Here is a 20,644-nt window from a genome sequence, read left to right on the forward strand (position 1 = left end):
CGGACGCTCGTCGGTGCCACGTCAGTGCGTGCGAAAACTAGCTTCGGGGCCGGAGGTGACACCCACGATGACAGCGCCACCAGCACCACCGGCGCCACCGGCGCCCCCAGTGCCGCCACCGCCCCGGGCCCGCGCCCGCGTCCGTGTCCCCGCCCGCGCCGCGGGGTGCACGATCGCGGCGGACGGGTCGTACGCCGCGCGCCTCGCCCGCGCCGCGGGCGCTCCGGACTCCTGGTATCCCGAACGCTGGACCCTCGGCTCCGCCGAGCCGTACGCCGTGCCGCTGCCCGGCAACCAGCCGGAGGAACCGGCCACGGAAGTGCTCCCGATGGCCGACGGCCGTGTCCTCATCCACCGCGTGGTGGGCGAGCGGCACACCTTCGCCCTCCTGTACCCGACGGGTCCGGCCACCGGTGAGGTGCCGCTGGGGGCCGTGGAGTGCGGCGAGCTGAGCCTGCTGCCGCCCGCGCCGGGCGGCACTCGCGCGTACGCCCTCGCGCCCGGCGCGCGTGCCTCGGACGTCTGGCTGGTGGCGGGCGGCGCCTTCGGGCCCGAGCACCTCGCCGAGGTGCCGGGCCGGTGCTCGGGCGGCGTCTGGCTGGACGGCACGGACCGCATGCTCGCCCTGGACCGCGAGCTGGACGGCCGCACCAAGACGGTCGCGGTGGACCTGGAGCGCGGCGGCGAGGTCTCCCCGCTCCTGCAGATCTCCGAGGACAGCGACGACCGGCTGCTGCTCGCCGACGCGGGCAGCGGCCTGCTCCTGATCCGCTCCGACGCCCCGGGCGAGCACCGCCTGGGCTGGGGCGTCCTCGGCGGCACGCGGCCGGTCCGCTTCCCCGAGAGCCTGCGGCTGCCCGGCCTCGCGGTGACGCCGTTCGCGATCCAGCCGGGGCAGGTGCTCACGCCGGAGTCCTGCGGGGTGGCGCTGCGGATCGACGGCCCGGCGGCCGGCGGCGGGGGCGGTGCGGGCCGTGGAAGCGGGGGCAGTTGGCTCGGGCTGTGGCGGCCCGCCCGGCGACAGGTGCAGCAACTGGCCGCGCCCCCGGGGTGGTTGACCGGCTCGGGGTGGTGGACGCGGGAGGGCACCCTGTGTCTGCCGTACGCGACGAGCGCGACTCCGTGCGGAGTCGCCCGCGTGCGGGGCCCCGCGCCGCCCGCCTCCGCACCCGCGCCCGCCGCCACGTCCGCACCCGCCCCCGAACCCGCACGGCCCGCCGCCGGCGAACCCCCGCCGGCCGACGCACCACCCACCCCGCAGCCACCTCCGGCCCACCCCCCGAAGCCCGCGGCGGCACGCCCCGTACCGCTGCAGCAGGCACCCCTCGGCGGGCGGACGGCGGGCGGTTAGACTCGCCCGGCTGTACGAACGATCTTCTTTACGGGGTGAATGGCTTGACTATGACCGAGACCGTCACGGAGACACAGCAGAACACCGCGCCACAGCGGCCGACGACTGTGCCCACCGGCGCGCACGTCGGCGCCGGCAGGCACCGGGGCCCGGTGGCCGAGCACGACGAGGCGACGGCGCCGCGGGGGCGGCACCGCAGGCAGGACCCGCAGTCCTGACGCCGAGTGGCTCGTCGCAGAAAGGTCTCGCCCCACGCCGTCACGAGCGGCACGGGGCGGGGCCTTTCTCCGTTCCTCTCCCTCCCCGGCCCGGGGCTCAGCCCCGCTTGAGGCCCAGGACCTCCGCCGCCGCGAACGTCTCGTTCGCCGGGCGGTCCGCGTAGTAGGGGGAGAGCGCCTCGTCCAGCTCGTCGAAGGTGAACGCCTCCTTCGCCGCGTCGAACTTCGCCGCCACCTTGGGCCGCTCGACGACGGCGACCATGCCGCCGTGGACGACGAGCAGCTGTCCGTTGACCCGCCCCGCGGCGGGCAACGCCAAGTACCCCACCAGCGGGGCGACATGCTCGGGCGCCAACGGGTCGAGGCGGCCTTCCGACGGCTCCTCGAACCCGGCGAAGACGTCCTCCGTCATCCGCGTACGGGCCCGGGGGCAGATGGCGTTGGCGGTCACCCCGTACTTGGCGAGGGCCAGCGCCGTCGACGTCGTCAGGCCGACGATGCCGCCCTTCGCCGCGGCGTAGTTGGGCTGGCCCGCCGACCCGGCGAGGAAGGCCTCGGACGACGTGTTGACGATCCGGCCGTAGACCGGGCCGCCCGCCGCCTTGGAGCGCTCGCGCCAGTGGGCCGACGCGAAGTGAGTCGTATTGAAGTGGCCCTTGAGGTGGACGCGGATGACCGAGTCCCACTCGGACTCGCTCATCGAGAAGATCATCCGGTCCCGCAGGATGCCCGCGTTGTTGACCAGGATGTCGAGCTTTCCGTACGTCTCGACCGCCGACCGCACAAGGCCGCCGGCCTGCTCGTGGTCCGCGACGTCACCGGTGTGGGCGACGGCCTGCCCGCCCGCCGCCCTGATCTCGGCGGCGACCTCCTCGGCGGGCGCGGCCGACGCCTCGCCCGAGCCGTCGCGTCCCGGCTGCCCGAAGTCGTTGACGACGACGCTCGCGCCGAGCCTGGCCAGTTCCAGCGCCTCGGCACGGCCGAGCCCGCGGCCCGCACCGGTGACGACCGCGGACAGGCCCTCAAGTGGCAGTGACATCTGCATCCCTTCGACGCTCGGAGCGGTCAGATCTCGATGCAGGTGCGCAGGGAGACACCCGTGCGCATCTGGTCCAGCGCCTCGTTGACCTCGGCGAGCTGCACGCGGTGCGTGATCATCCCCGCCAGGTCGATGCGGCCCGCCCGCCAGAGCGCGATGGCCCGTTCGTACGACGTGAGGACGTCCCCTCCGCCGTACATGGAGGGCAGGATGCGCTTCTCGTCGAAGAACAGCTCGAACATGTTGAGCTGCAGGTGGTCGTCCATGGCGCCCGCGCCGACGACGCAGAGCGTGCCGCCGCGCCGCGTCGTCTCGTACGCCGTGCGGGTCGTGGCCGACTTGCCGACGACCTCGAAGACGTAGTCGAAGCCCTCGCCCGCGGTGATCCGCTGCTTGGCGTCGGCCAGTTCGCCGGGCGCCACCGCCTCCGTGGCGCCGAACGCGAGCGCCGCCTCCCTGCGCGACGCGACCGGGTCGACCGCGACGATCTGCGCCGCGCCCTTGAGCCGGGCGCCCTGGATCGCGGAGATGCCGACGCCGCCGCAGCCGATCACGGCGACCGACGAACCGACCGCCACGTCCGCCGTGTTGACGGCCGCGCCGAGCCCCGTCGTCACGCCGCAGCCGATCAGCGCCGCGATGTCGAAGGGCACGTCGTCCGGGATCGGCACGGCGCACCCGGCGTCGACGACGACCTCCTCGGCGAACGTGCCGGTGCCCGCGAAGCCGAAGACGTCACCGCCGGGGCGCTTGAAGTTGGGGGTGCCCGCGTTCATGAACCCGGCGAGACAGAGGTGGGTCTGGCCGCGTTTGCAGGCGGGGCAGGTGCCGCAGGCGGGGAGCCAGCAGAGGAGGACCCGGTCGCCCTGGGCGAGGCCGCTCACGCCGTCGCCGACGTCGACTATCTCGCCGGCGCCCTCGTGGCCGGGGACGAAGGGGGCGGGCTGCGGCAGCACGCCGCTCATCGCCGAGAGGTCGGAGTGGCAGAGCCCGGTGGCCCGGACCCGGATCTTCACCTTGCCGGGGCCGAAGCCCGCCGTCTCCAGGTCGTCGAGGACTTCGAGCTTCTCCTGGCCTGTCTCGTGCAGTACGGCTGCGCGCATGGCGCGGCTCCTCTCGTACGGAGACGTGTTCGACGCCTCAGACGTGTTCGACGACGGTGTCGGCGAGGACCGGCGCGTCGTCCCGTTCGACGGCGGTGACCGTGGCCTGGACGCGGCCCTCGGCGCGCCACATGCGGATCCGCAGCGTCTCGCCGGGGAAGACGATGCCGGTGAAGCGGGTGCTGTAGCCGCGGACGCGGGTCACGTCGCCGCCGAGCTGGGTGTCGACGACGGCCTTGAGTGTCATTCCGTAGGTGCACAGGCCATGCAGGATCGGCTTGTCGAAGCCGGCGAGCGCGGCGAACTCGGGGTCGGCGTGCAGCGGATTCCAGTCCCCGGAGAGGCGGTAGAGGAGCGCCTGGTCCTCGCGGACGGGGCGCTCGACCTCCAGGTCGGGGTCGCCCTCGGGTGCGGGAACACGGGTGGAGGGCCCGCGCTCGCCGCCGAATCCGCCCTCACCGCGTACGAAGATCTGCGCGTCGCTCGTCCACAGCGGCCCGTCGTCGTCGGCGACGTCGGAGCGCAGGACGAGGATCGCGGCCTTCCCCTTGTCGTACACCGCGGCGACCCGGGACGTCGTGACGGCCTTGCCCCGGACCGGGATGGGGCGGTGCAGCGTGATGCTCTGGCCGCCGTGCAGGACGGCGGCCAGGTCCACCTCGATGCCGGGCGCGGAGAGTCCGCCGACGACGCCCATGCCCGCGCCCGCGACGGTGGCGAAGCTGGGCAGGACGTGCAGCCTGGACTCCAGGGTGTAGCGCAGCTCGTCCGGGTCCGTGGCGGGCAGCCCGGCGCCGATGCCCAAGTGGTAGAGCTGGACGTCCTTGTGGTCCCAGGCGATCTCGGCGGACCGGGGCTCGGCGGCCATGGCCTTCTCGGCGTCGATGGGCATCGGGGGGCAGCTCCTTGGGCCGACGGGAGAAGACCTCGGTGCGACCGTCCGCACCGTCGGCCGCACCGAGGTCGTGACAGGGCCGGAGGCCGGTCGGCGAACGGTCCGCGAACCGGCCGGTTCTAGAACGCGTTCCAGTCCGGCGATCCCATGTATAGCCGAGGCCCCAGCACTTGTGAACCCTCCTGACGCGACGTCAGATCTCGGGCACCGTCGGGTGACGGTGACATTTGTACCGGCAGGGTCCGTACAACCGCATCTGCCGCCGCCCCGCCCCGGATTCGTAGCGTCGTGGTCATGACGAAGACATCAGTCGCAGCCATGACGAACACATCGGAGGACGCGCCCGCGGTGGCGTTCGACGGCGCTGTCAAGACCTTCGGCGGGGTCCGCGCCGTGGACGGCGTCGACCTGCGGATCGAGCGGGGCGAGACCGTCGCGCTGCTCGGCCGCAACGGCGCGGGCAAGTCCACCACGCTCTCCCTCCTGCTCGGCCTGAACGACCCCGACGCGGGCACGGTCCGGCTCTTCGGGCGCTCCCCGGAGCACGCCGTGGCCGCCGGCCGGGTCGGCGCGATGCTGCAGGAGGGCCGCCAGGTGCCGCGCGTCACCGTCCGCGAGCTGGTCTCCTTCGTCGCCCGGACGTACCCGGAGCCGCTGTCCGTCGCCCGGGCCCTCGACCTCGCGGGCATCGCCGGACTCGCCGACCGGCGCGTGGACCGGCTCTCCGGGGGCCAGAGCCAGCGGGTGCGGTTCGCCGTGGCGCTGGCCGGCGACCCGGCGCTGCTCGTGCTCGACGAGCCGACCGCCGCCCTCGACGTCGAGGCCCGCATCGCCTTCTGGACCTCGATGCGCACCTACGCGCGGCGCGGCCACACCGTCCTCTTCTCCACCCACTACCTGGAGGAGGCCGAGACGCACGCCGACCGGATCGTCGTCCTCGACCGCGGCCGGATCGTCGCCGACGGCACCGGGGACCGGCTGCGGCGCGCCGCCGGCGGCAGCCTCGTCTCCTTCGACCTGGCGGGCGGCGGCACGGCCGGGCTCACCGAGCTGCCCGGGGTGCGCTCCCTGGAGGTGCGCGGCGACCGGGCCCGGCTGCGTACCGACGACTCGGACGCGACGGTCCTCGCGCTCGCCTCGCTCGGCGCGATCCGGGGCCTCGAGGTCGCACCGGCCTCCCTGGACGACGCGTTCCTCGCCCTCACCTCCGCTTCCACCTCCCCGACCGCTCTGGAGACTTTCTGATGTTCGCCTACCTCCGACTCGAGGTCCGCAGGACGCTGCGCGACCCCGGCTATGTGATCTCGGCGGTCGCGATGCCGGTCCTGATGTTTCTGCTGTTCACCAACGTCGGCGGGGACGACGCGGACGCCTGGAAGACGCAGACGATGATCGGCATGGCCGCGTACGGCGCGCTGGGCGCGGCCATGAACACCGGCACCGGCGTCGCCGAGGACAAGTCCGTCGGCTGGCTGCGGCAGCTCAGGGTCACGCCGATGACCCCGCGCGAGGTCGTCGCGGGCCGGGCCCTGAACGGCTCGGTCACCGTGCTCCCCTCGATCGCCGCGGTGTTCGTCGCGGGCGGCCTGGTCAACGGCGTGCGCATGGACGCCTGGCAGTGGGCGGCGGCCGCGCTGCTGCTGTGGCTCGGCTCGCTGCCGTTCACCTTCCTCGGACTCGGCAACGGCTACCGTCTCACCGCCCAGTCCACCGGAGTCGTGAACATCGCCTGCAATCTCGGCCTCTCGGTCCTCGGCGGCCTGTGGTTCCCGATCACCCAGTTCCCCGACTGGCTGCGCACCGTCGCCGACTACACACCCACCCACCGGTTCGCGGACCTCGGCGTCGCCGTGACCGAGCACGAAGCGCCGGGCCTCGTCACCGTGACGGTCCTGCTCTGCTGGCTGCTCGCGTTCGGTTCGTACGCTGTTGTCTCGTACCGGCGGGCCGCGCGCACCGCGTGAGCCGCGTGAGCCGCATGAGCCGGAGGACGAGGAACGTGGACATGTCCTGGAAGAACAAGGTCAGCTGCCGGATGCACGAGTGGCAGCACGCCCGCCGGACGTGGAAGTCCGCATGGGCGGAGGCCAAGCCCGCCTGGCGCGCCAAGAAGAAGGCGGGCGAGATCCCCCCGCACGAGTTCGGCCCGCCCAACGGCTTCGCCCTGCTGCCCTGGCTGCTCATGGGCATGGGCGCCTTCTCGCACCTCCTCCAGGGCAAGACGCCCAACCCGTGGATCGCGGGCGTGGGTCTGATCGCCTTCAACTCCCTCTACATCTCCGTGGTGTTCCGCGCCTTCGACAAGGAGAAGCGCACCGCACCCGCCACTTTCCGGGCCCTCGGCGCCCTGGCCGTGCTCACCATCGCCCTCGCCGCGGGCTACGGCGGCAACTGGCTGATGTTCTTCCCGCTCCTCGGCCTGGCCACCGGAGCCGTCGTGCGGGGGCGCGGCCTCGGCCCCGTCGGCCTGGGCCTGAGCGTCCTGGCCGGCGGCATCGGCGGCTTCAGGGAGGGCTGGGACGCGGTGAACATCGCCTACGGCACTTTCCTCTCCACCATGGTGACCGCCGCGATCCTCTCCCTGTCCGAGGCCGTCCGTGAACTCCGCGCCACCCGCGAGGAACTGGCCCGCGCCGCCGTCGAGAAGGAACGCCTCCGCTTCTCCCGGGACCTGCACGACCTGCTCGGCCACACGCTCTCCGTGATCGTGGTGAAGGCGGAGGCCACCCGCCGCCTGGCCCCCCGCGACCTGGACGCGGCACTCGGCCAGGTCGCCGACATCGAGTCCGTCGGCCGGCAGGCGCTCACCGAGATCCGCGAGGCCGTCACCGGCTACCGCGAGGGCAGCCTCGCCACGGAGCTCGACCGCGCCCGCGATCTGCTCGGCGCGGCGGGCATCGACACGGTCGTACGCCAGTCGGGCCCGCCCCTCGCCCCGCAGACGGCGGCGCTCCTCGGCTGGGTGGTCCGCGAAGCCGCCACCAACGTCGTACGCCATTCCGGCGCCGCCCACTGCGAGATCGAGGTCACCGGCACCTCCGAACAGACCCGCCTGGACATCACGGACGACGGCCGCGGCGGGGGCGCCGGGGCACCCGGCACCGGCCTGAAGGGCCTGACCGAACGCCTCACGACAGCAGGCGGCTCCCTCACCTCGGGCCCGGCCCCCGGCACCGGCTTCCGCGTCACAGCGATCCTCCCGGCCACCGAGACCGACCCCGTCCCGGCCACCTCCCTCACACCCGCCCCGACGGGCGCCCGAGAAGCGTGAGCCGACGCGAATCCCCTGTGCCTGACTGGCCGTCATACTCTTCTCCCGTGGAAGAGATGCCGCAGGACCACCGCCCCACCAGATCCATCAGGGTTCTCCTCGCCGAGGACCAGGGCATGATGCGGGGCGCGCTCGCGCTGTTGCTCGGGCTTGAGGCGGACATCGAGGTCGTCGCGCAGGTCGGGGCGGGGGACGAGATCGTCGACGCGGCGCTGGCCGCCCGGCCCGACGTGGCGCTGCTCGACATCGAGCTGCCGGGCCGCAGCGGCCTGGACGCCGCGGCCGAGCTGCGCGAGGAGTGCCCGGACTGCCGGGTCCTCATCCTCACCACCTTCGGCAGGCCCGGCTATCTGCGCCGCGCCATGGAAGCGGGCGCGGTCGGCTTCCTGGTCAAGGACGGGCCCGTCGAGGAGCTCGCCGAGGCGGTCCGGCGGGCGCTGCGGGGCGAGACGGTGATCGACCCGGCGCTCGCCGCGGCCGCGCTGAGCGCGGGTCCGAGCCCCCTGACCGGCCGCGAGGCGGACGTCCTCAAGGCCTCCGTGGACGGCGCCACGGTCGCCGACATCGCGGGCAGACTGCATCTGTCGGAGTCGACCGTGCGGAACTACCTGTCCGCCGCGATCGGCAAGACGGGGACGCGGAACCGGATGGAGGCGGTCCGGGAGGCCCGGCAGCAGGGGTGGTTGTGACCCCCCTACTCCTGTGAGGAGCTCCGCTGCCTCGGCATCCACAGGAGCAGCACCACCACACCCGCCAGCAGGATGAACCCGCTCGTCCGGAACGCCATCGCGTAGCCGTCGGTGAGCGCCTGGCGCGACGCCGAGCCGTTCATCTGCGCGGCGGCCACCGTGGACAGCACCGCGAGGCCGAGCGCGCCGCCCATCGTGCGGGAGGTGTTGACCAGGCCGGACACGAGCCCCGCGTCGCCCGCCGCCGCGCCCGAGGTGGCGAGTGAGGCGAGCGGCGTCGTGGCGAGGCCCGCGCCGAGCATCATCGCCATGCCGGGCAGCAGGATCGAGGTCACGTACGCCCCGTCGACCGTCATCGCCGTCGACTGCCAGCCGAAGCCCGCGGCGGCCACGAGGATGCCGAGGGCGGAGACGCTCTTCGCGCCGATCACCGGCATCAGGCGCGGCGCGAGCATCGAGCCGAGGACGACGGTGAGCGAGGACGGCATGAGGGCGAGGCCCGCCTTGAGCGGGGAGTAGCCGAGGACGTTCTGGGTGTAGAGCGTCATGAACATCCACATGGCGAACATGCCGCCGCCGCACACGAACATCGCGGCGTTCGCCGCCGACACCGTCCGCACCTTGAACAGCTTCAGCGGCATCAGCGGCGCCTTCGTGCGCGACTCCACCACGAGGAAGGCCGCGAGGAGCGCGAGCCCGGCCGCCAGGGGCAGCAGGGTCGGGGCGGCCGTCCAGCCCTTCTCCTCGGTCTGCACGATGCCGTACGCGAGGGTGGCGAGTCCGGCCGTGACGAGGACGGCGCCCGGCACGTCCAGGCGGCGCGTCCGGTCGGCCCTGCTCTCGGTGAGCCAGGCCAGGCCCGCGACGATCACCAGCGCCCCGACCGGCACGTTGATCAGGAGCACCCAGCGCCAGGAGAGCAGGTCGGTCAGGACACCGCCGACCAGACCGCCCGCTGCGCCGCCGCCCGCGCCGACCGCCGACCAGACACCGATGGCCCGCGCCCTTGCCGGGCCCTCGGGCACCGCGGAGGTGAGGATCGTCAGGGTCGACGGCGCGAGGACGGCGGCGCCGAGGCCCTGCACGGCCCGCGCCGCGAGGAGCTGCCACTCGGCCTGCGCGAGGCCGCCGCCGAGGGAGGCGGCGGTGAAGAGGCCGAGCCCCACGAGGAACATGCGCTTGCGTCCGAAGAGGTCCCCGGCCCGTCCGCCGAGCAGCATGAAGCCGGCGAAGGCTATGGAGTACGCGTTGACGACCCACTGCAGACCGATGGCGCTCATGCCCAGGTCGGAGCGCATCGACGGCAGCGCGGTGTTCACCACGGACACGTCGAGGACGACCAGGAACTGACCGGCGCAGGCGGTGAGCAGGACCGCCCACACCGGTACGGACTTCTTCGGCGGGCGAGCGGGCCGGGCGGACCGGGCCGGAGAGGCGGCGGGAGCCGAACCGGCTGTGTAAGCGGTGGAGGGCGTCTGGACCATGACAGCCATCCTCTCAAGCGGAATTCGAGCGACGCATCGGGCATTCGCTCCCCCTGTCCTGGTCCCAGAGGCCTAGGTCGAACGCCCCTCCCGCCCCGCTAGCCGCGCAGGAGCGTCACCACCGCCGCCCCGCCGAGGCCGATGTTGTGCGCGAGCCCCACCCGCGCCCCCTCGACCTGCCGTGCCGCCGCCTCGCCGCGCAGCTGCCAGGTCAGCTCGGCGACCTGCGCGATGCCGGTCGCGCCCAGCGGGTGGCCCTTGGAGATGAGGCCGCCGGAGGGGTTCACCACCCAGCGCCCGCCGTACGTCGTCGCGCCGCTCTCGACGAGCTTTCCCGACTCGCCGGGCGCGCACATGCTGAGCGCCTCGTACGTCAGGAGTTCGTTGACGGAGAAGCAGTCGTGCAGCTCGACGACGTCCACGTCCTCGATGCCGAGCCCCGACCTCTCGTACACCCGGCGCGCCGCCTCCCGCGACATGGGCTGTCCGACGGCGTCGACGCAGGACCCGGAGGCGAAGGACTCTTCGGTGTCGGTGGTCATGGCCTGGGCGGCGATCTCCACCGCGCGCCCCGCAAGACCGTGCCGCTCCACGAACCGCTCGGAGACCACGACCGCCGCCGCCGAACCGTCCGACGTCGGGGAGCACTGGAGCTTGGTGAGGGGGCGGTGGATGGTCCTGGCGGCGAGGATCTCGTCGACGGTGTACGCGTCCTGGAACTGGGCGTACGGATTGTTCACCGAGTGCCGGTGGTTCTTGGCGCCGACCGCGGCGAGCTGCGCCTCGGTCGTGCCGTACTTCTCCATGTGCTCGCGGGCCGCGTTGCCGAAGATCTGCGCGGTGGGCGGGGTCATCTCGAAGCCGTGGCGCGCGGCCATGATGCCGTAGTGGCGGGCGACGGGAGACGTCGCGAAGTCGCCCTCGCCGCCTCCGCCCAGCGCCCCGCGCGTCATCTTCTCGAAGCCGAGCGCGAGCACGCAGTCGCTCAGGCCGCCCTCGACGAACTGGCGCGCCATCATGAGCGCGGTCGACCCCGTCGCGCAGTTGTTGTTGACGTTGTAGACGGGAATGCCGGTGAGGCCCAGTTCGTAGACGGCGCGCTGTCCTGCCGTGGAGGCCTGGAAGCAGTAGCCGACGGCGGCCTGCTCGATGCGGTCGTACGTGATCCCGGCGTCCGCGAGCGCCTTGTCGCCGGCCTCCTTCGCCATGTCCCAGTACTGCCAGTCCCGCGTCTCGGGCTTCTCGAACCGGGTCATCCCGACACCGACGACGTACGCCTTCATGAGGGTCCTCCAGTCATGGGATCAGTCCTGGGATCAGTCACGGGGCAGGCCGAGGATCCGCTCGGCGACGACATTGAGCTGGACCTGGGTGGTGCCGCCCGCGATCGTCAGGCAGCGCGACATCAGGAAGCCGTGCAGCGCCCGCTCCCCCGGGCCCTCGCGCACCGCGCCCGCCGCGCCGAGGAGTTCGAGGGCGAGCTCGGCGACCTTCTGCTGGTGCGAGGTCTGGACGAGTTTACGGACGGCGGCGCCCGCGCCCGGCTCCGCGCCCGCCACCTGCCGGGTGGTGGTGCGCAGGCCGATGCAGGCGAGAGCGTGGGCCTCGGCGGCGAGCGCCCCGATGCGTGCGCGGTACGCGCCGTCCAGCTCACCGGCGCGGGCGATGAGCGCTTCGAGCCCGGTGTCGAAGGTCAACTGGTCGGCCATGTGGACGCGTTCGTTGCCGAGGGTGTGGCGGGCGACCCGCCAGCCGTCGTCGACCTGTCCGACGACCGCGTCCGCGGGGAGCAGTACGTCGTCGAAGTACACCTCGTTGAAGAGGGAGTCGCCGGTGATCTCCTTCAGGGGGCGGACGTCGATCCCCGGGGTGTTCTTCATGTCGACGAGGAAGTACGTCAGCCCTTTGTGTTTGGGCGCCGACGGGTTCGTACGGGCGAGGAGGATGCCGTGGTCGGCCCACTGGGCCGCGCTCGTCCACACCTTCTGGCCGTTGACGCGCCAGCCCTCGTCGACGCGTTCGGCGCGGGTACGCAGCGCGGCGAGGTCGGAGCCCGCGTCCGGCTCGCTGAAGAGCTGGCACCACAGCAGTTCGCCGCGCAGGGTGGGCGCGAGGTGGCGCTGCCGCTGGGCCTCGGTGCCGTACGCGAGGAGGGAGGGGATCACCCAGGTCGCGATGCCGAGGTCACCGATCTTGACTCCGGCCGCCTTCAACTCCTCCTGGCTGACGAGCTGTTCGACGGGTCCGGCGCCGAGTCCGTACGGGGCGGGGAGGTGGGGGGCCGCGTAGCCGGTGGGGGCGAGGGCCTTGCGGGCGGCGTCCGGGGCGAGCCCGCGGGCCGGGGCGATGGCCGCGCGGGCCCTGGCGCGGCAGGCCGCCGCTTCCTCCGCCGCCTCCGCCGGGAGTTCCAGGCGCAGTTCGCGCCGCGCGCCGCCCTCCGCGAGCCGCACGGCCCGCAGCCGGTGGGCGTCGCCCGCGCCGAGCAGCTGCCGCGCCACGACGGCCCTGCGCAGGTACAGGTGTGCGTCGTGCTCCCAGGTGAAGCCGATGCCGCCGAGGATCTGTACGCAGTCCTTGGCGCAGGAGTACGCGGCGTCCAGGGCCGTGCCCGCGGCGAGGGCGGTGACCAGGCCCCGTACGTCGTCCGGCAGGTCCGGGTCGTCGGCGGCGCGGGCCGCGTCCCAGGTCAGGGCGCGGGCCTGCTCGACGCGGAGCAGCATGTCGGCGCAGAGGTGCTTGACGCCCTGGAACCGTCCGATGGGGCGGCCGAACTGCTCCCGGGTCTTGGCGTGTTCGGCCGCGGTGTGCAGCGCCCACGCCGCGGTGCCGCAGGCGTCGGCGGCCAGCACGGTGGCCGCCAGGTCGCGGACGAGCGCGGAGTCCACGGCGAGGACCCGGTCCGCGGGGACGTGCGCGGCCCGTGCGGTCACTTCGGCGGTGGGCCGCGTCGGGTCGGCGCTCCGGTGGGTACGCACGGTCAGCGCGGCGGCGTCGACGGCCAGCCACACCGGGCCGGCCGCGGAGGCCGCGGCCAGGACGAGCAGGTCGGCCTCGCCGCCGGAGAGGACGGGCGGCGCCGTGCCGTCGAGGACGTATCCGTCGGGCCGGGAGGCGGCGGTGAGAGTGCCCGCGCCCAGAGCCACGGCGCCGATCCGCGCACCGCGGGCCAGCTCGGCGGCGAGCGTCCGCGCGCCGGCACGGTGCAGCACCAGCGAGGCGAGGGAACTCGCCGCGAACGGCCCGGGAAGCGCGGCCCGCGCCGCCTCTTCGAGGACCACGACGAGGTCGAGGAGACCGCCGCCCCCGCCGCCGTACTCCTCGGGCAGATGAAGCCCCAGCAGCCCCTGCCGGGCAAGCCCTTCCCAGTGGGCGGGGGGACCACCGCGGGGGGCGGGGCTTTCCCGGTCCGGGTGGGGTGGCGGGGAGGCACCGGGGGCGGAGCTTTTCCTGTCCGGGCGAGGTGACGGGGCGGCACCGGGGGCGGAGCCCTCCCCGCCCGGGTGAGGTGGCGGGGCAGCGCCGGGGGCGGAGCTTTCCCCGTCCGGGCGAGGCGGCGGGGAGGTACCGGGGGCGGAGCTATCCCCGTCCGGGCGAGGCGGCCGGGCGGCACTGGGGGCGGAGCCCTCCCCGCCCGGACTCGGCGGGGAGGCGGGGTCGTGCAGCTCGCCCGTCTCCTCCGAGGAGGGCCCGCCGGCAGCGGGCGACGCGCGCCCCTCCTCCGAGGGCTCGGCGGCGTCGAGCAGTGCGCGCCTCCCCTCCGGGGGTGCGGCGCGCGCGAGCCAGCCGCGTACCGCCGAGGCCAACTCCCCTTGTTCCCGCGTGATTCCGACGCCCATCGCGATCTCCCTGCGCATCCTCGCCGGTGGCAGCTGCCGGGACGGAGGCAGAGTAGAACACGTTTCAATCTGACGGAAGGTCAGATGGGATGGTCTCGCGAGCGGGGCCTCGGCGCGCGGCTGATGACTCGGTTAACAGCAGGTCAAGAATTCCCCTCGTACGACACCCGTCGGAATAGTCGCCCAGGGATACAGGTTCGATCTACAAGTACCTGCCGAACCCGACCTTCGCCGGAGGCCCCCACCTATGTCGATGTCGACGACCCACCCACGTGGCATACGCGGAGTCGTCCCCGTACTGGCGTTCTCCGGCATCGTCGTGGCGGTGATGCAGACCCTCCTCGTGCCGGTCATCAAGGATCTGCCCGCACTGCTCGCCACCTCGCCGTCGAACGCCACCTGGGTCATGACGTCGACCCTGCTCGCGGGCGCCGTCTCCACGCCGATCATGGGCCGCCTCGGCGACCTCTACGGCAAGCGGAAGATGCTGCTCACCAGCCTCGCCGTGATGGTCGTCGGCTCCCTGGTCTGCGGTTTCACCGACAACCTGATCGTGATGATCGTGGGCCGCGCCCTCCAGGGCTTCGCCATGGGCGCCATCCCGCTCGGCATCGGCCTGATGCGCGACGAGCTGCCCCGCGAGAAGCTCGGCTCGGCGATGGCCCTGATGAGCTCCTCCATCGGCGTCGGCGGCGGCCTCGCCCTGCCGCTCGCCGCGCTCACCGCGCAGCACGCCGACTGGCACGCCCTCTTCTTCGGCGCGGCGGGCCTCGGCGTCCTCTCCATCGTCCTGACCCTCGTCTTCGTCCCGGAGAGCCCGGTCCGCGCCCAGGGCACCTTCGACGTGCTCGGCGCGTTCGGCCTCTCCGCCGGCCTCGTCCTCTTCCTCCTCCCCATCACCAAGGGCAGCGACTGGGGCTGGACCTCGGCCCTGACGCTCGGCCTCTTCGGCGCCGCGGCCGTCGTCCTCGTCCTGTGGGGCGTGATGGAACTGCGCCTGAAGGCCCCGCTGGTGGACCTGCGCACCACGGCCCGCCGCTCGGTGCTCTTCACCAACCTCGCCTCGATCATGGTCGGTGTCGCCTTCTACGCCGTCTCGCTGGTCCTGCCCCAGCTCCTTCAGCTGCCCACGGCGACCGGCTACGGCCTCGGCCAGTCGATGGTCGTCGCGGGCCTGTGCGTGATGCCGCTCGGCCTGACGATGATGTTCACCGCCCCGGTCTACGCCCGCCTCTCGGCGAAGTACGGCCCGAAGGTGACCCTCATCCTCGGCATGCTGATCATCGCGATCGGTTACGGCGCCGGGCTCGGCCTGATGAGCGCCGCCTGGCAGACCGTCGTCATCGCGGTGCTCCTCGGCGCGGGCATCGGCCTCGCCTACTCCTCGCTGCCCGCCCTCATCATCGGCTCGGTCGACCCGTCCGAGACGGGCGCGGCCAACGGCCTCAACACGCTGATGCGCTCGATCGGCACGTCGGCGTCGAGCGCCGTGATCGGCATGGTCCTCGCCAACACCGCGGACCACGTCGGCGGCGTCGCCGTGCCCACCATGCACGGCTTCCGCGTCTCGTTCCTGATCGCCACGGGAGCGGTCGCCGTCGGCCTGCTCTTCGCGCTGCTGCTGCCCTCCGCGCGCCGCTCCACGACCACGCAGCTGCGGGCCAGCAGCGAGGAGGACGCCAACCTGGAGCGCGCGGCCGAGGCGCTCGCCGGCTTCCACGGCCAGGTGCGGGACGCGGCGGGGACACCCGTGCCCCGCGCGAAGGTGACGCTCATCGACCGCAGGGGGCAGCAGGCGGGCGCGGCCCTGACGGACGACGGCGGACAGTACGAGCTGGCGGTGCCCGGGGACGGCTCGTACGTCCTGGCGGTGCGCGCGGCGGGTCACGGTCCGCTCGCCTCGGCGGCGGCCCACCCCGGCGAGAACCGCCCGGTCCGGATGGACCTGGCCCTGCCGCGCGAGAGCGAGAGCGACGTCCCGGCCTGACCGGGGCACACGGCAAGCGTCACCCGGCACCCCCGTCACCGCAGTGGCGGGGGTGCCGTGCATCATGAGCCGGACCGCACCGCCCCCACCCACACACGCATCCGCGCACGCACCCGCCCCGGAGGAAGCCATGGCCGTCGAGCCCAAGCCGGAGATTCTCGCCGCCTTCGAGGCCGCCAAGGGCTTCATGCCCCGTGACGAGGGGCTCGCGCTGTACGCGGCCGCCACGGAGGCCGCGGCGCTCGGGCTTCCCCTCCTGGAGGTCGGCACGTACTGCGGCCGCTCCACGATCCTGCTGGCGGACGCGGCCCGGCAGGCCGGCGTCGTCGCGATCACCGTGGACCACCACCGCGGCAGCGAGGAGCAGCAGCCCGGCTGGGAGTACCACGACCCGGAGACGGTGGACCCCGAGGTCGGCCGGATGGACACGCTGCCCACCTTCCGCCGCACGCTGCACAGGGCGGGCCTGGAGGACCACGTGATCGCGGTCGTCGGGCGCTCCCCGCAGGTGGCGAAGGCGTGGGGCGGCGCGCTCGGCCTGGTCTTCATCGACGGCGGCCACACGGACGAGCACGCCACGGCCGACTACGAGGGCTGGGCGCCGCACGTCGCCGAGGGCGGGCTGCTCGTCATCCACGACGTGTTCCCCGACCCGGTCGACATCATGACCGGGCAGGCGCCGTACCGCGTCTACCTCAGGGCTCTGGAGTCCGGCGCGTTCACCGAGACGGCGGTGACGGAGTCACTGCGGGTGCTGCGCCGGACGGGCGCGGGGATCTGACCCTCGCCCGCCCCGAGGGGATCCGACCGCCGCCCCGTACCCGAGCGGGGATCCTGCCCCACGGATAGGCTCGCCCTCGTGTCGTACGTAGGTCCGGAATTCGATCCGTCCCAGCCGCCCAAGCGCCGCATCGGCCGTCCGCTGACGGTGGCCGTCGCCGTGCTCGTACCGACGTGTCTGGTGGGCTGGCTCGTCCACCAGGCGACGAGCGGGTCCGACGGGAACGAACCCGCGAGATCGCTGCCGGCGTCGTCGAGCGCGTCCCCAGGACAGGACGCGTCCTCCTCCTCGGGAACCGGCGAGCCCGGCAAGCCCGGCAAGTCCAATGAGGAGGAGGAAAAGGGTAAAGACGGCAAGAGCGGCAAGGGCGAGGGCGGCGACGACAACGATTCGGCCACGAAGACGCCCCCGCGCCGCCCCGCCGCCGACGGCCCCCTCAAGGGCAAGGTCGTCGTGGTCGACCCCGGCCACAACCCCGGCAACTTCCGTCACACGGCGGAAATCAACCGTCAGGTCGACATCGGCACGAACCATAAGGAGTGCGACACCACGGGCACGTCGACCAACGACGGCTACACCGAGGCGAAGTTCACCCTGGATGTCTCCCGCCGCCTGCGCGTCCTGCTCGAAAAGGAGGGCGCCACGGTCAAGTTCACCCAGGACGGCGACCGCCCCTGGGGCCCGTGCGTCGACGAGCGCGCCCGGATCGGCAACAAGGCCAACGCCGACGCGGTGGTCTCCATCCACGCCGACGGCTCCGGCGCGGGCAACCGCGGCTACCACGTGATCCTGCCCGCGAAGGTGAAGTCCGGCGCGGCCGACACATCCGCGATCGTCGCCCCCTCCGCCGAGCTGGGCGAACGCATCGCCGGAGCCTTCGTGAGCGCGACCGGCAGCGCCCCCTCCAACTACGTCGGCGGCGGCACCGGCCTCGACGTCCGCAAGGACCTCGGCGGCCTCAATCTCTCCACCGTCCCCAAGGTGTTCATCGAGTGCGGCAACATGCGGGACGCGAAGGACGCGGCGCTGCTGAAGAGCGGCGAGTGGCGCCAGAAGGCGGCACAGGGCATTTCTGAGGGAATCGCGGGATTCCTGCGGAAGTAGAAGTGAACGTCTTCGCGACGAAGCGTGGACGTCTTTATCCCGAGCAGACACCCCGCGTGTCCGGACGATATTGTCCTCCCTACGATGAGGGGCCACCCCCGCGCTTCGCGCACCGCGACACGAACGCGACTACGGCGACAGCGACGCCTCCACTGACGAGACGACTGACGAAGGACCTGAAGTGAATTTCCGCTCCCTCACTCGAGGCGACGGCGTGGTGATCGGAGCAGCGGTGTTGCTCTTCATTGCCTCGTTCCTCGGCACTTTCGACGGCGATGGTGACGATGTCCCCAACGCCTGGGACAACGGCAACCTGCTGATGAGCGTGTACCTGCTCGGCATCATCGGTGCCGCGCTCATCGTGGTCGGCCGCGCCATGCAGCCGCAGCGCAAGGTCGCGGGCCTCGACCTGGGACAGCTAGGCGTCGCCTTCACGGTGGCCGCCGCCTGGTCCTCGCTCGGTGCGATCTTCGACACCGACCAGTCCTTCGGCGTCATCTTCAAGCAGCTCAGCCAGTTCGGCGGCGGCCAGGGCAGCAGCGAGTCCCCCGACGCCGGTGTCGGCCTCATCCTCGGCCTGATCGCCGCCCTCGTGCTCGCCGCCGGTGCGGTCGCGGGCCTGATCGTTCCTGCGCTGAAGGCCCCCCTCATGGGCGCCCCGAAGCCGATGGCCCCGCAGCCCTACGGCGGCCAGCCGCAGGGTGGCTACGGCTACCCGGGCGCCGGCGCGGGCCAGCCGCAGCCGGGTGCGCCCTACGGCGGTCAGCCGGGCCAGCCGCAGGGCGGCCAGTCCTTCGGCGGGCAGCCGCAGCCGCAGGCCGGGCAGACCCCGCCGCCCGCGCAGGCGCAGCCGGCCGGTGACTTCTCGCCGTTCTGGTTCGCCGTGCCGGTGCCGCGTCCGCTGTACGCGGAGGACGGCTCGCCCACGCCGATCGCCGAACTGGCGCCCGGCACCTGGTACTTGGCCGTCGAGCAGCGCGGCCCCGGCCTGGTGGCCCAGACGCAGGACGGCCGTCGCGGCGTGCTGCAGGACACCACGGGGATCCAGCGCGGCTGACGTCCGCGCAGCGGTACCGCGGCCCCTCGCCCTTCCGGGCGGGGGGCCGTTGTCGTACAGTCCCTCCCCGGCACACCAAATCTGACACGCCGTCAGCTCACCAGGGAGGCAGGCCTATGCGGCTCGGGCTCGCACTCGGTTACTGGGGGCGCGGCCCCGACCCCGGGCACGTCGACCTCGCCCAGGAGGCCGAGCGGCTCGGTTATGACTCCGTGTGGACCGCCGAGGCCTGGGGCTCGGACGCCTTCACGCCGCTGACCTGGATCGCCGCGCGGACCTCGCGGATCAAGCTGGGCACGGCCGTCGCGCAGATGGCGGCGCGCTCCCCCGTCACCACCGCCATGCACGCGCTCACCCTCGACCACCTCTCCGGCGGGCGGATGATGCTCGGGCTCGGGCTCTCCGGGCCGCAGGTGGTGGAGGGCTGGTACGGGCGGCCGTTCCCGAAGTCGCCGCTGACCGCGACGCGGGAGTACGTCGAGGTGATCCGGCAGGTCCTGCGGCGCGAGGGTCCGGTGGAGGTGGCGGGCCGCTTCCACTCCCATCCGTACGACGGCCCGGACGGCACCGGCCTCGGCAAGGCCCTCAAGCCGATCACCCATCCCCTCCGCGCCGACCTGCCCGTCCTGCTCGGCGCGGAAGGTCCCAAGAACATCGCGCAGACGACGCGGATCGCGGACGGCTGGCTGCCGCTGTACTGGTCGCCGCTGCGGACGGACGTGTACGAGGCGTCGCTCGCCGACGTGCCGGAGCGCTTCCTGATCGCCCCGATGGCCCGTGCCGAGGTCTGCGACGACGTCGCCGAGGGGCTGCTGCCCGTCAAGGCCATGCTCGGCTTCTACATCGGCGGAATGGGGCACTCCGCCCGCAACTTCCACGCCGACCTGATGGCCCGCATGGGGTACGAGGCGGAGGCCCGGCGCATCCAGGAGCTGTTCCTCGCCGGGCGCAGGGAAGAGGCGGTCCTCGCCGTGCCCGACGCCTTCGCGGACGAGATCTCCCTGATCGGGCCGCGGGCGCGGATCGCGGAGCGGCTCGAACTGTGGCGCAAGGGTCCGGTGACGGACCTGCTCGTGCTCGCCCCGGACCCGCACACGCTGCGGGTCCTCGCCGAGCTCAACTCCTGACGCCCACGCCCACGACCACGCCCGCGCCGGTGCGCGTCAGCCCTTCGCCAGCTCGCCCGCCGACGGCACCTTGTCCTTGACCTCGGCACCCGCTTTGCTGCCCGCGCCCTTCACGTCCTTGATGATGTCGTCGAAGGAGTTCACGACCGAGTCCGTCCCCTCGCCCTTGCGGAGCTTGGAGGGGAGGTCCTTCAGGGCGTCGATGCCGGACGTCAGCGGGGCCACCGCCTTGGAGAGGGTGGGGTCGCCCTTCGCGTTCTTCGTCGCGGCCTTCAGCCTGTTGTACGTGAACGCGCCCGCGAGGCCCGCCTTGACCAGGGCGAACTTGCGGCCGTTGGCGCCCTTCTTGAACTTGCCCGCGCGGTACGGCTTCACGATCCACTGGTAGGTCGCCCCCGCGGCGAGCCCCGCGTTGGCGACGAAGCGGGTCTTGGCGAACTTCTGCTTCTCGGCGCTGCTGCTGGTGGACGGCGCGGACGCGGTGGCGGTGTCCTCGCCGCTGCCGCCGCAGGCCGTCGCACCGGCCAGCAGGGTGCAGCAGAGCGTGAGGGAAACTCCGGCACGGCGGACGGTTACGGTGCTGGGCACGGCGGGGCCTCCAGGCGTGGGCTGAGGTGCGCGCGGTCGCGCGCGGACCTTGCTCGCACCCTCACCCGGGTCGCCGGGCCCCGCCACCGGGGTGGACCCGAACGGGTTTCGAAC

General features: G+C 73.1%; 17 protein-coding genes and 1 pseudogene. 11 read left to right on the forward strand and 7 right to left on the reverse strand.

The features are described from left to right. Positions 1-67 precede the first annotated feature (67 nt). Together ACH4D5_RS00905 and ACH4D5_RS00910 are read left to right on the forward strand one after the other, a co-directional pair. Positions 68-1,351: a hypothetical protein gene (locus ACH4D5_RS00905; protein ID WP_398297196.1), complete on the forward strand. Its 1,284-nt coding sequence runs from the start codon at positions 68-70 to the stop codon at positions 1,349-1,351. 44 nt (positions 1,352-1,395) lie between these two features. Beyond that, complete coding sequence (locus ACH4D5_RS00910) at positions 1,396-1,569, forward strand: hypothetical protein (RefSeq protein ID WP_398297198.1); 174 nt, start codon at positions 1,396-1,398, stop codon at positions 1,567-1,569. Positions 1,570-1,666: 97 nt separating this feature from the next. Here ACH4D5_RS00910 and ACH4D5_RS00915 read toward each other — a convergent pair whose 3' ends face one another. Genes ACH4D5_RS00915 through ACH4D5_RS00925 form a run of 3 tightly spaced genes read right to left on the reverse strand, consistent with a single transcriptional unit; the run spans position 1,667 to position 4,603 of the window. Next, on the reverse strand, positions 1,667-2,614 hold the full coding sequence (locus tag ACH4D5_RS00915; RefSeq protein ID WP_398297200.1) for a 3-oxoacyl-ACP reductase: 948 nt from the start codon (positions 2,612-2,614) through the stop codon (positions 1,667-1,669). 20 nt (positions 2,615-2,634) lie between these two features. Then, on the reverse strand, positions 2,635-3,711 hold the full coding sequence (locus tag ACH4D5_RS00920) for a Zn-dependent alcohol dehydrogenase (RefSeq protein WP_398297202.1): 1,077 nt from the start codon (positions 3,709-3,711) through the stop codon (positions 2,635-2,637). 37 nt (positions 3,712-3,748) lie between these two features. Beyond that, positions 3,749-4,603: a MaoC/PaaZ C-terminal domain-containing protein gene (locus tag ACH4D5_RS00925; RefSeq protein WP_398297204.1), complete on the reverse strand. Its 855-nt coding sequence runs from the start codon at positions 4,601-4,603 to the stop codon at positions 3,749-3,751. 297 nt (positions 4,604-4,900) lie between these two features. Here ACH4D5_RS00925 and ACH4D5_RS00930 point away from each other — a divergent pair, with 297 nt between their 5' ends. From ACH4D5_RS00930 to ACH4D5_RS00945, 4 genes are read left to right on the forward strand one after another with little or no spacing between them, the layout of a single operon-like run. Then, positions 4,901-5,851, forward strand: coding sequence for an ABC transporter ATP-binding protein (locus ACH4D5_RS00930; protein WP_398297206.1), 951 nt, complete (start codon positions 4,901-4,903; stop codon positions 5,849-5,851). Then, positions 5,851-6,570, forward strand: coding sequence for an ABC transporter permease (locus ACH4D5_RS00935; protein ID WP_398297208.1), 720 nt, complete (start codon positions 5,851-5,853; stop codon positions 6,568-6,570). Before ACH4D5_RS00930 ends, ACH4D5_RS00935 begins: the two co-directional genes overlap by 1 nt. Before the next feature lie 41 nt (positions 6,571-6,611). Then, a complete protein-coding gene (locus tag ACH4D5_RS00940) occupies positions 6,612-7,877 on the forward strand; it encodes a sensor histidine kinase (RefSeq protein ID WP_398297210.1) in 1,266 nt (421 codons plus the stop codon). A 56-nt stretch (positions 7,878-7,933) separates the two neighbouring features. Then, positions 7,934-8,566, forward strand: a complete 633-nt coding sequence (locus ACH4D5_RS00945) for a response regulator (protein WP_398298464.1) — start codon at positions 7,934-7,936, stop codon at positions 8,564-8,566. A 5-nt stretch (positions 8,567-8,571) separates the two neighbouring features. Here the strand turns inward: ACH4D5_RS00945 and ACH4D5_RS00950 are convergent, their stop codons facing one another. The 3 genes and pseudogenes from ACH4D5_RS00950 to ACH4D5_RS00960 form a co-directional block, all read right to left on the reverse strand. Beyond that, positions 8,572-10,050: an MFS transporter gene (locus tag ACH4D5_RS00950; RefSeq protein ID WP_398297212.1), complete on the reverse strand. Its 1,479-nt coding sequence runs from the start codon at positions 10,048-10,050 to the stop codon at positions 8,572-8,574. 98 nt (positions 10,051-10,148) lie between these two features. Then, positions 10,149-11,333 carry a lipid-transfer protein gene (locus tag ACH4D5_RS00955; RefSeq protein ID WP_398297214.1) on the reverse strand — a complete coding sequence of 395 codons (1,185 nt, stop codon included), beginning with the start codon at positions 11,331-11,333 and terminating at the stop codon, positions 10,149-10,151. A 33-nt stretch (positions 11,334-11,366) separates the two neighbouring features. Continuing rightward, positions 11,367-13,457: pseudogene (locus ACH4D5_RS00960) on the reverse strand (acyl-CoA dehydrogenase); the annotation flags it as partial. Between the two features lie 676 nt (positions 13,458-14,133). On the opposite strand from ACH4D5_RS00960, the gene ACH4D5_RS00965 reads away from it, so the two are divergent. From ACH4D5_RS00965 to ACH4D5_RS00985, 5 genes are all read left to right on the forward strand, one after another. Next, complete coding sequence (locus ACH4D5_RS00965; RefSeq protein ID WP_398297216.1) at positions 14,134-15,873, forward strand: MFS transporter; 1,740 nt, start codon at positions 14,134-14,136, stop codon at positions 15,871-15,873. A gap of 130 nt (positions 15,874-16,003) precedes the next feature. Beyond that, a complete protein-coding gene (locus ACH4D5_RS00970; protein ID WP_398298466.1) occupies positions 16,004-16,654 on the forward strand; it encodes a class I SAM-dependent methyltransferase in 651 nt (216 codons plus the stop codon). Positions 16,655-16,732: 78 nt separating this feature from the next. Further along, positions 16,733-17,758 (forward strand): N-acetylmuramoyl-L-alanine amidase, encoded by a 1,026-nt coding sequence (locus ACH4D5_RS00975; RefSeq protein WP_398297218.1) that lies wholly within the window; start codon positions 16,733-16,735, stop codon positions 17,756-17,758. A gap of 181 nt (positions 17,759-17,939) precedes the next feature. Beyond that, positions 17,940-18,815: a hypothetical protein gene (locus tag ACH4D5_RS00980; RefSeq protein ID WP_398297220.1), complete on the forward strand. Its 876-nt coding sequence runs from the start codon at positions 17,940-17,942 to the stop codon at positions 18,813-18,815. 116 nt (positions 18,816-18,931) lie between these two features. After that, a complete protein-coding gene (locus ACH4D5_RS00985) occupies positions 18,932-19,942 on the forward strand; it encodes an LLM class F420-dependent oxidoreductase (protein WP_398297222.1) in 1,011 nt (336 codons plus the stop codon). Positions 19,943-19,978: 36 nt separating this feature from the next. Here ACH4D5_RS00985 and ACH4D5_RS00990 read toward each other — a convergent pair whose 3' ends face one another. Continuing rightward, on the reverse strand, positions 19,979-20,530 hold the full coding sequence (locus ACH4D5_RS00990) for a hypothetical protein (protein WP_398297224.1): 552 nt from the start codon (positions 20,528-20,530) through the stop codon (positions 19,979-19,981). Positions 20,531-20,644: the final 114 nt, after the last annotated feature.

The organism is Streptomyces sp. NPDC018029 (genome assembly GCF_044327655.1).
Taxonomy (GTDB): domain Bacteria; phylum Actinomycetota; class Actinomycetes; order Streptomycetales; family Streptomycetaceae; genus Streptomyces.

Bases quoted from the DNA above. Each gene is read 5' to 3' on its own strand.
- ACH4D5_RS00905 (WP_398297196.1), top strand. From the start codon at position 68: ATGACAGCGCCACCAGCACCACCGGCGCCACCGGCGCCCCCAGTGCCG.
- ACH4D5_RS00915 (WP_398297200.1), bottom strand. From the start codon at position 2,614: ATGCAGATGTCACTGCCACTTGAGGGCCTGTCCGCGGTCGTCACCGGT.
- ACH4D5_RS00920 (WP_398297202.1), bottom strand. From the start codon at position 3,711: ATGCGCGCAGCCGTACTGCACGAGACAGGCCAGGAGAAGCTCGAAGTC.
- ACH4D5_RS00925 (WP_398297204.1), bottom strand. From the start codon at position 4,603: ATGCCCATCGACGCCGAGAAGGCCATGGCCGCCGAGCCCCGGTCCGCC.
- ACH4D5_RS00930 (WP_398297206.1), top strand. From the start codon at position 4,901: ATGACGAAGACATCAGTCGCAGCCATGACGAACACATCGGAGGACGCG.
- ACH4D5_RS00935 (WP_398297208.1), top strand. From the start codon at position 5,851: ATGTTCGCCTACCTCCGACTCGAGGTCCGCAGGACGCTGCGCGACCCC.
- ACH4D5_RS00940 (WP_398297210.1), top strand. From the start codon at position 6,612: ATGTCCTGGAAGAACAAGGTCAGCTGCCGGATGCACGAGTGGCAGCAC.
- ACH4D5_RS00945 (WP_398298464.1), top strand. From the start codon at position 7,934: ATGCCGCAGGACCACCGCCCCACCAGATCCATCAGGGTTCTCCTCGCC.
- ACH4D5_RS00950 (WP_398297212.1), bottom strand. From the start codon at position 10,050: ATGGTCCAGACGCCCTCCACCGCTTACACAGCCGGTTCGGCTCCCGCC.
- ACH4D5_RS00955 (WP_398297214.1), bottom strand. From the start codon at position 11,333: ATGAAGGCGTACGTCGTCGGTGTCGGGATGACCCGGTTCGAGAAGCCC.
- ACH4D5_RS00965 (WP_398297216.1), top strand. From the start codon at position 14,134: ATGTCGATGTCGACGACCCACCCACGTGGCATACGCGGAGTCGTCCCC.
- ACH4D5_RS00970 (WP_398298466.1), top strand. From the start codon at position 16,004: ATGGCCGTCGAGCCCAAGCCGGAGATTCTCGCCGCCTTCGAGGCCGCC.
- ACH4D5_RS00985 (WP_398297222.1), top strand. From the start codon at position 18,932: ATGCGGCTCGGGCTCGCACTCGGTTACTGGGGGCGCGGCCCCGACCCC.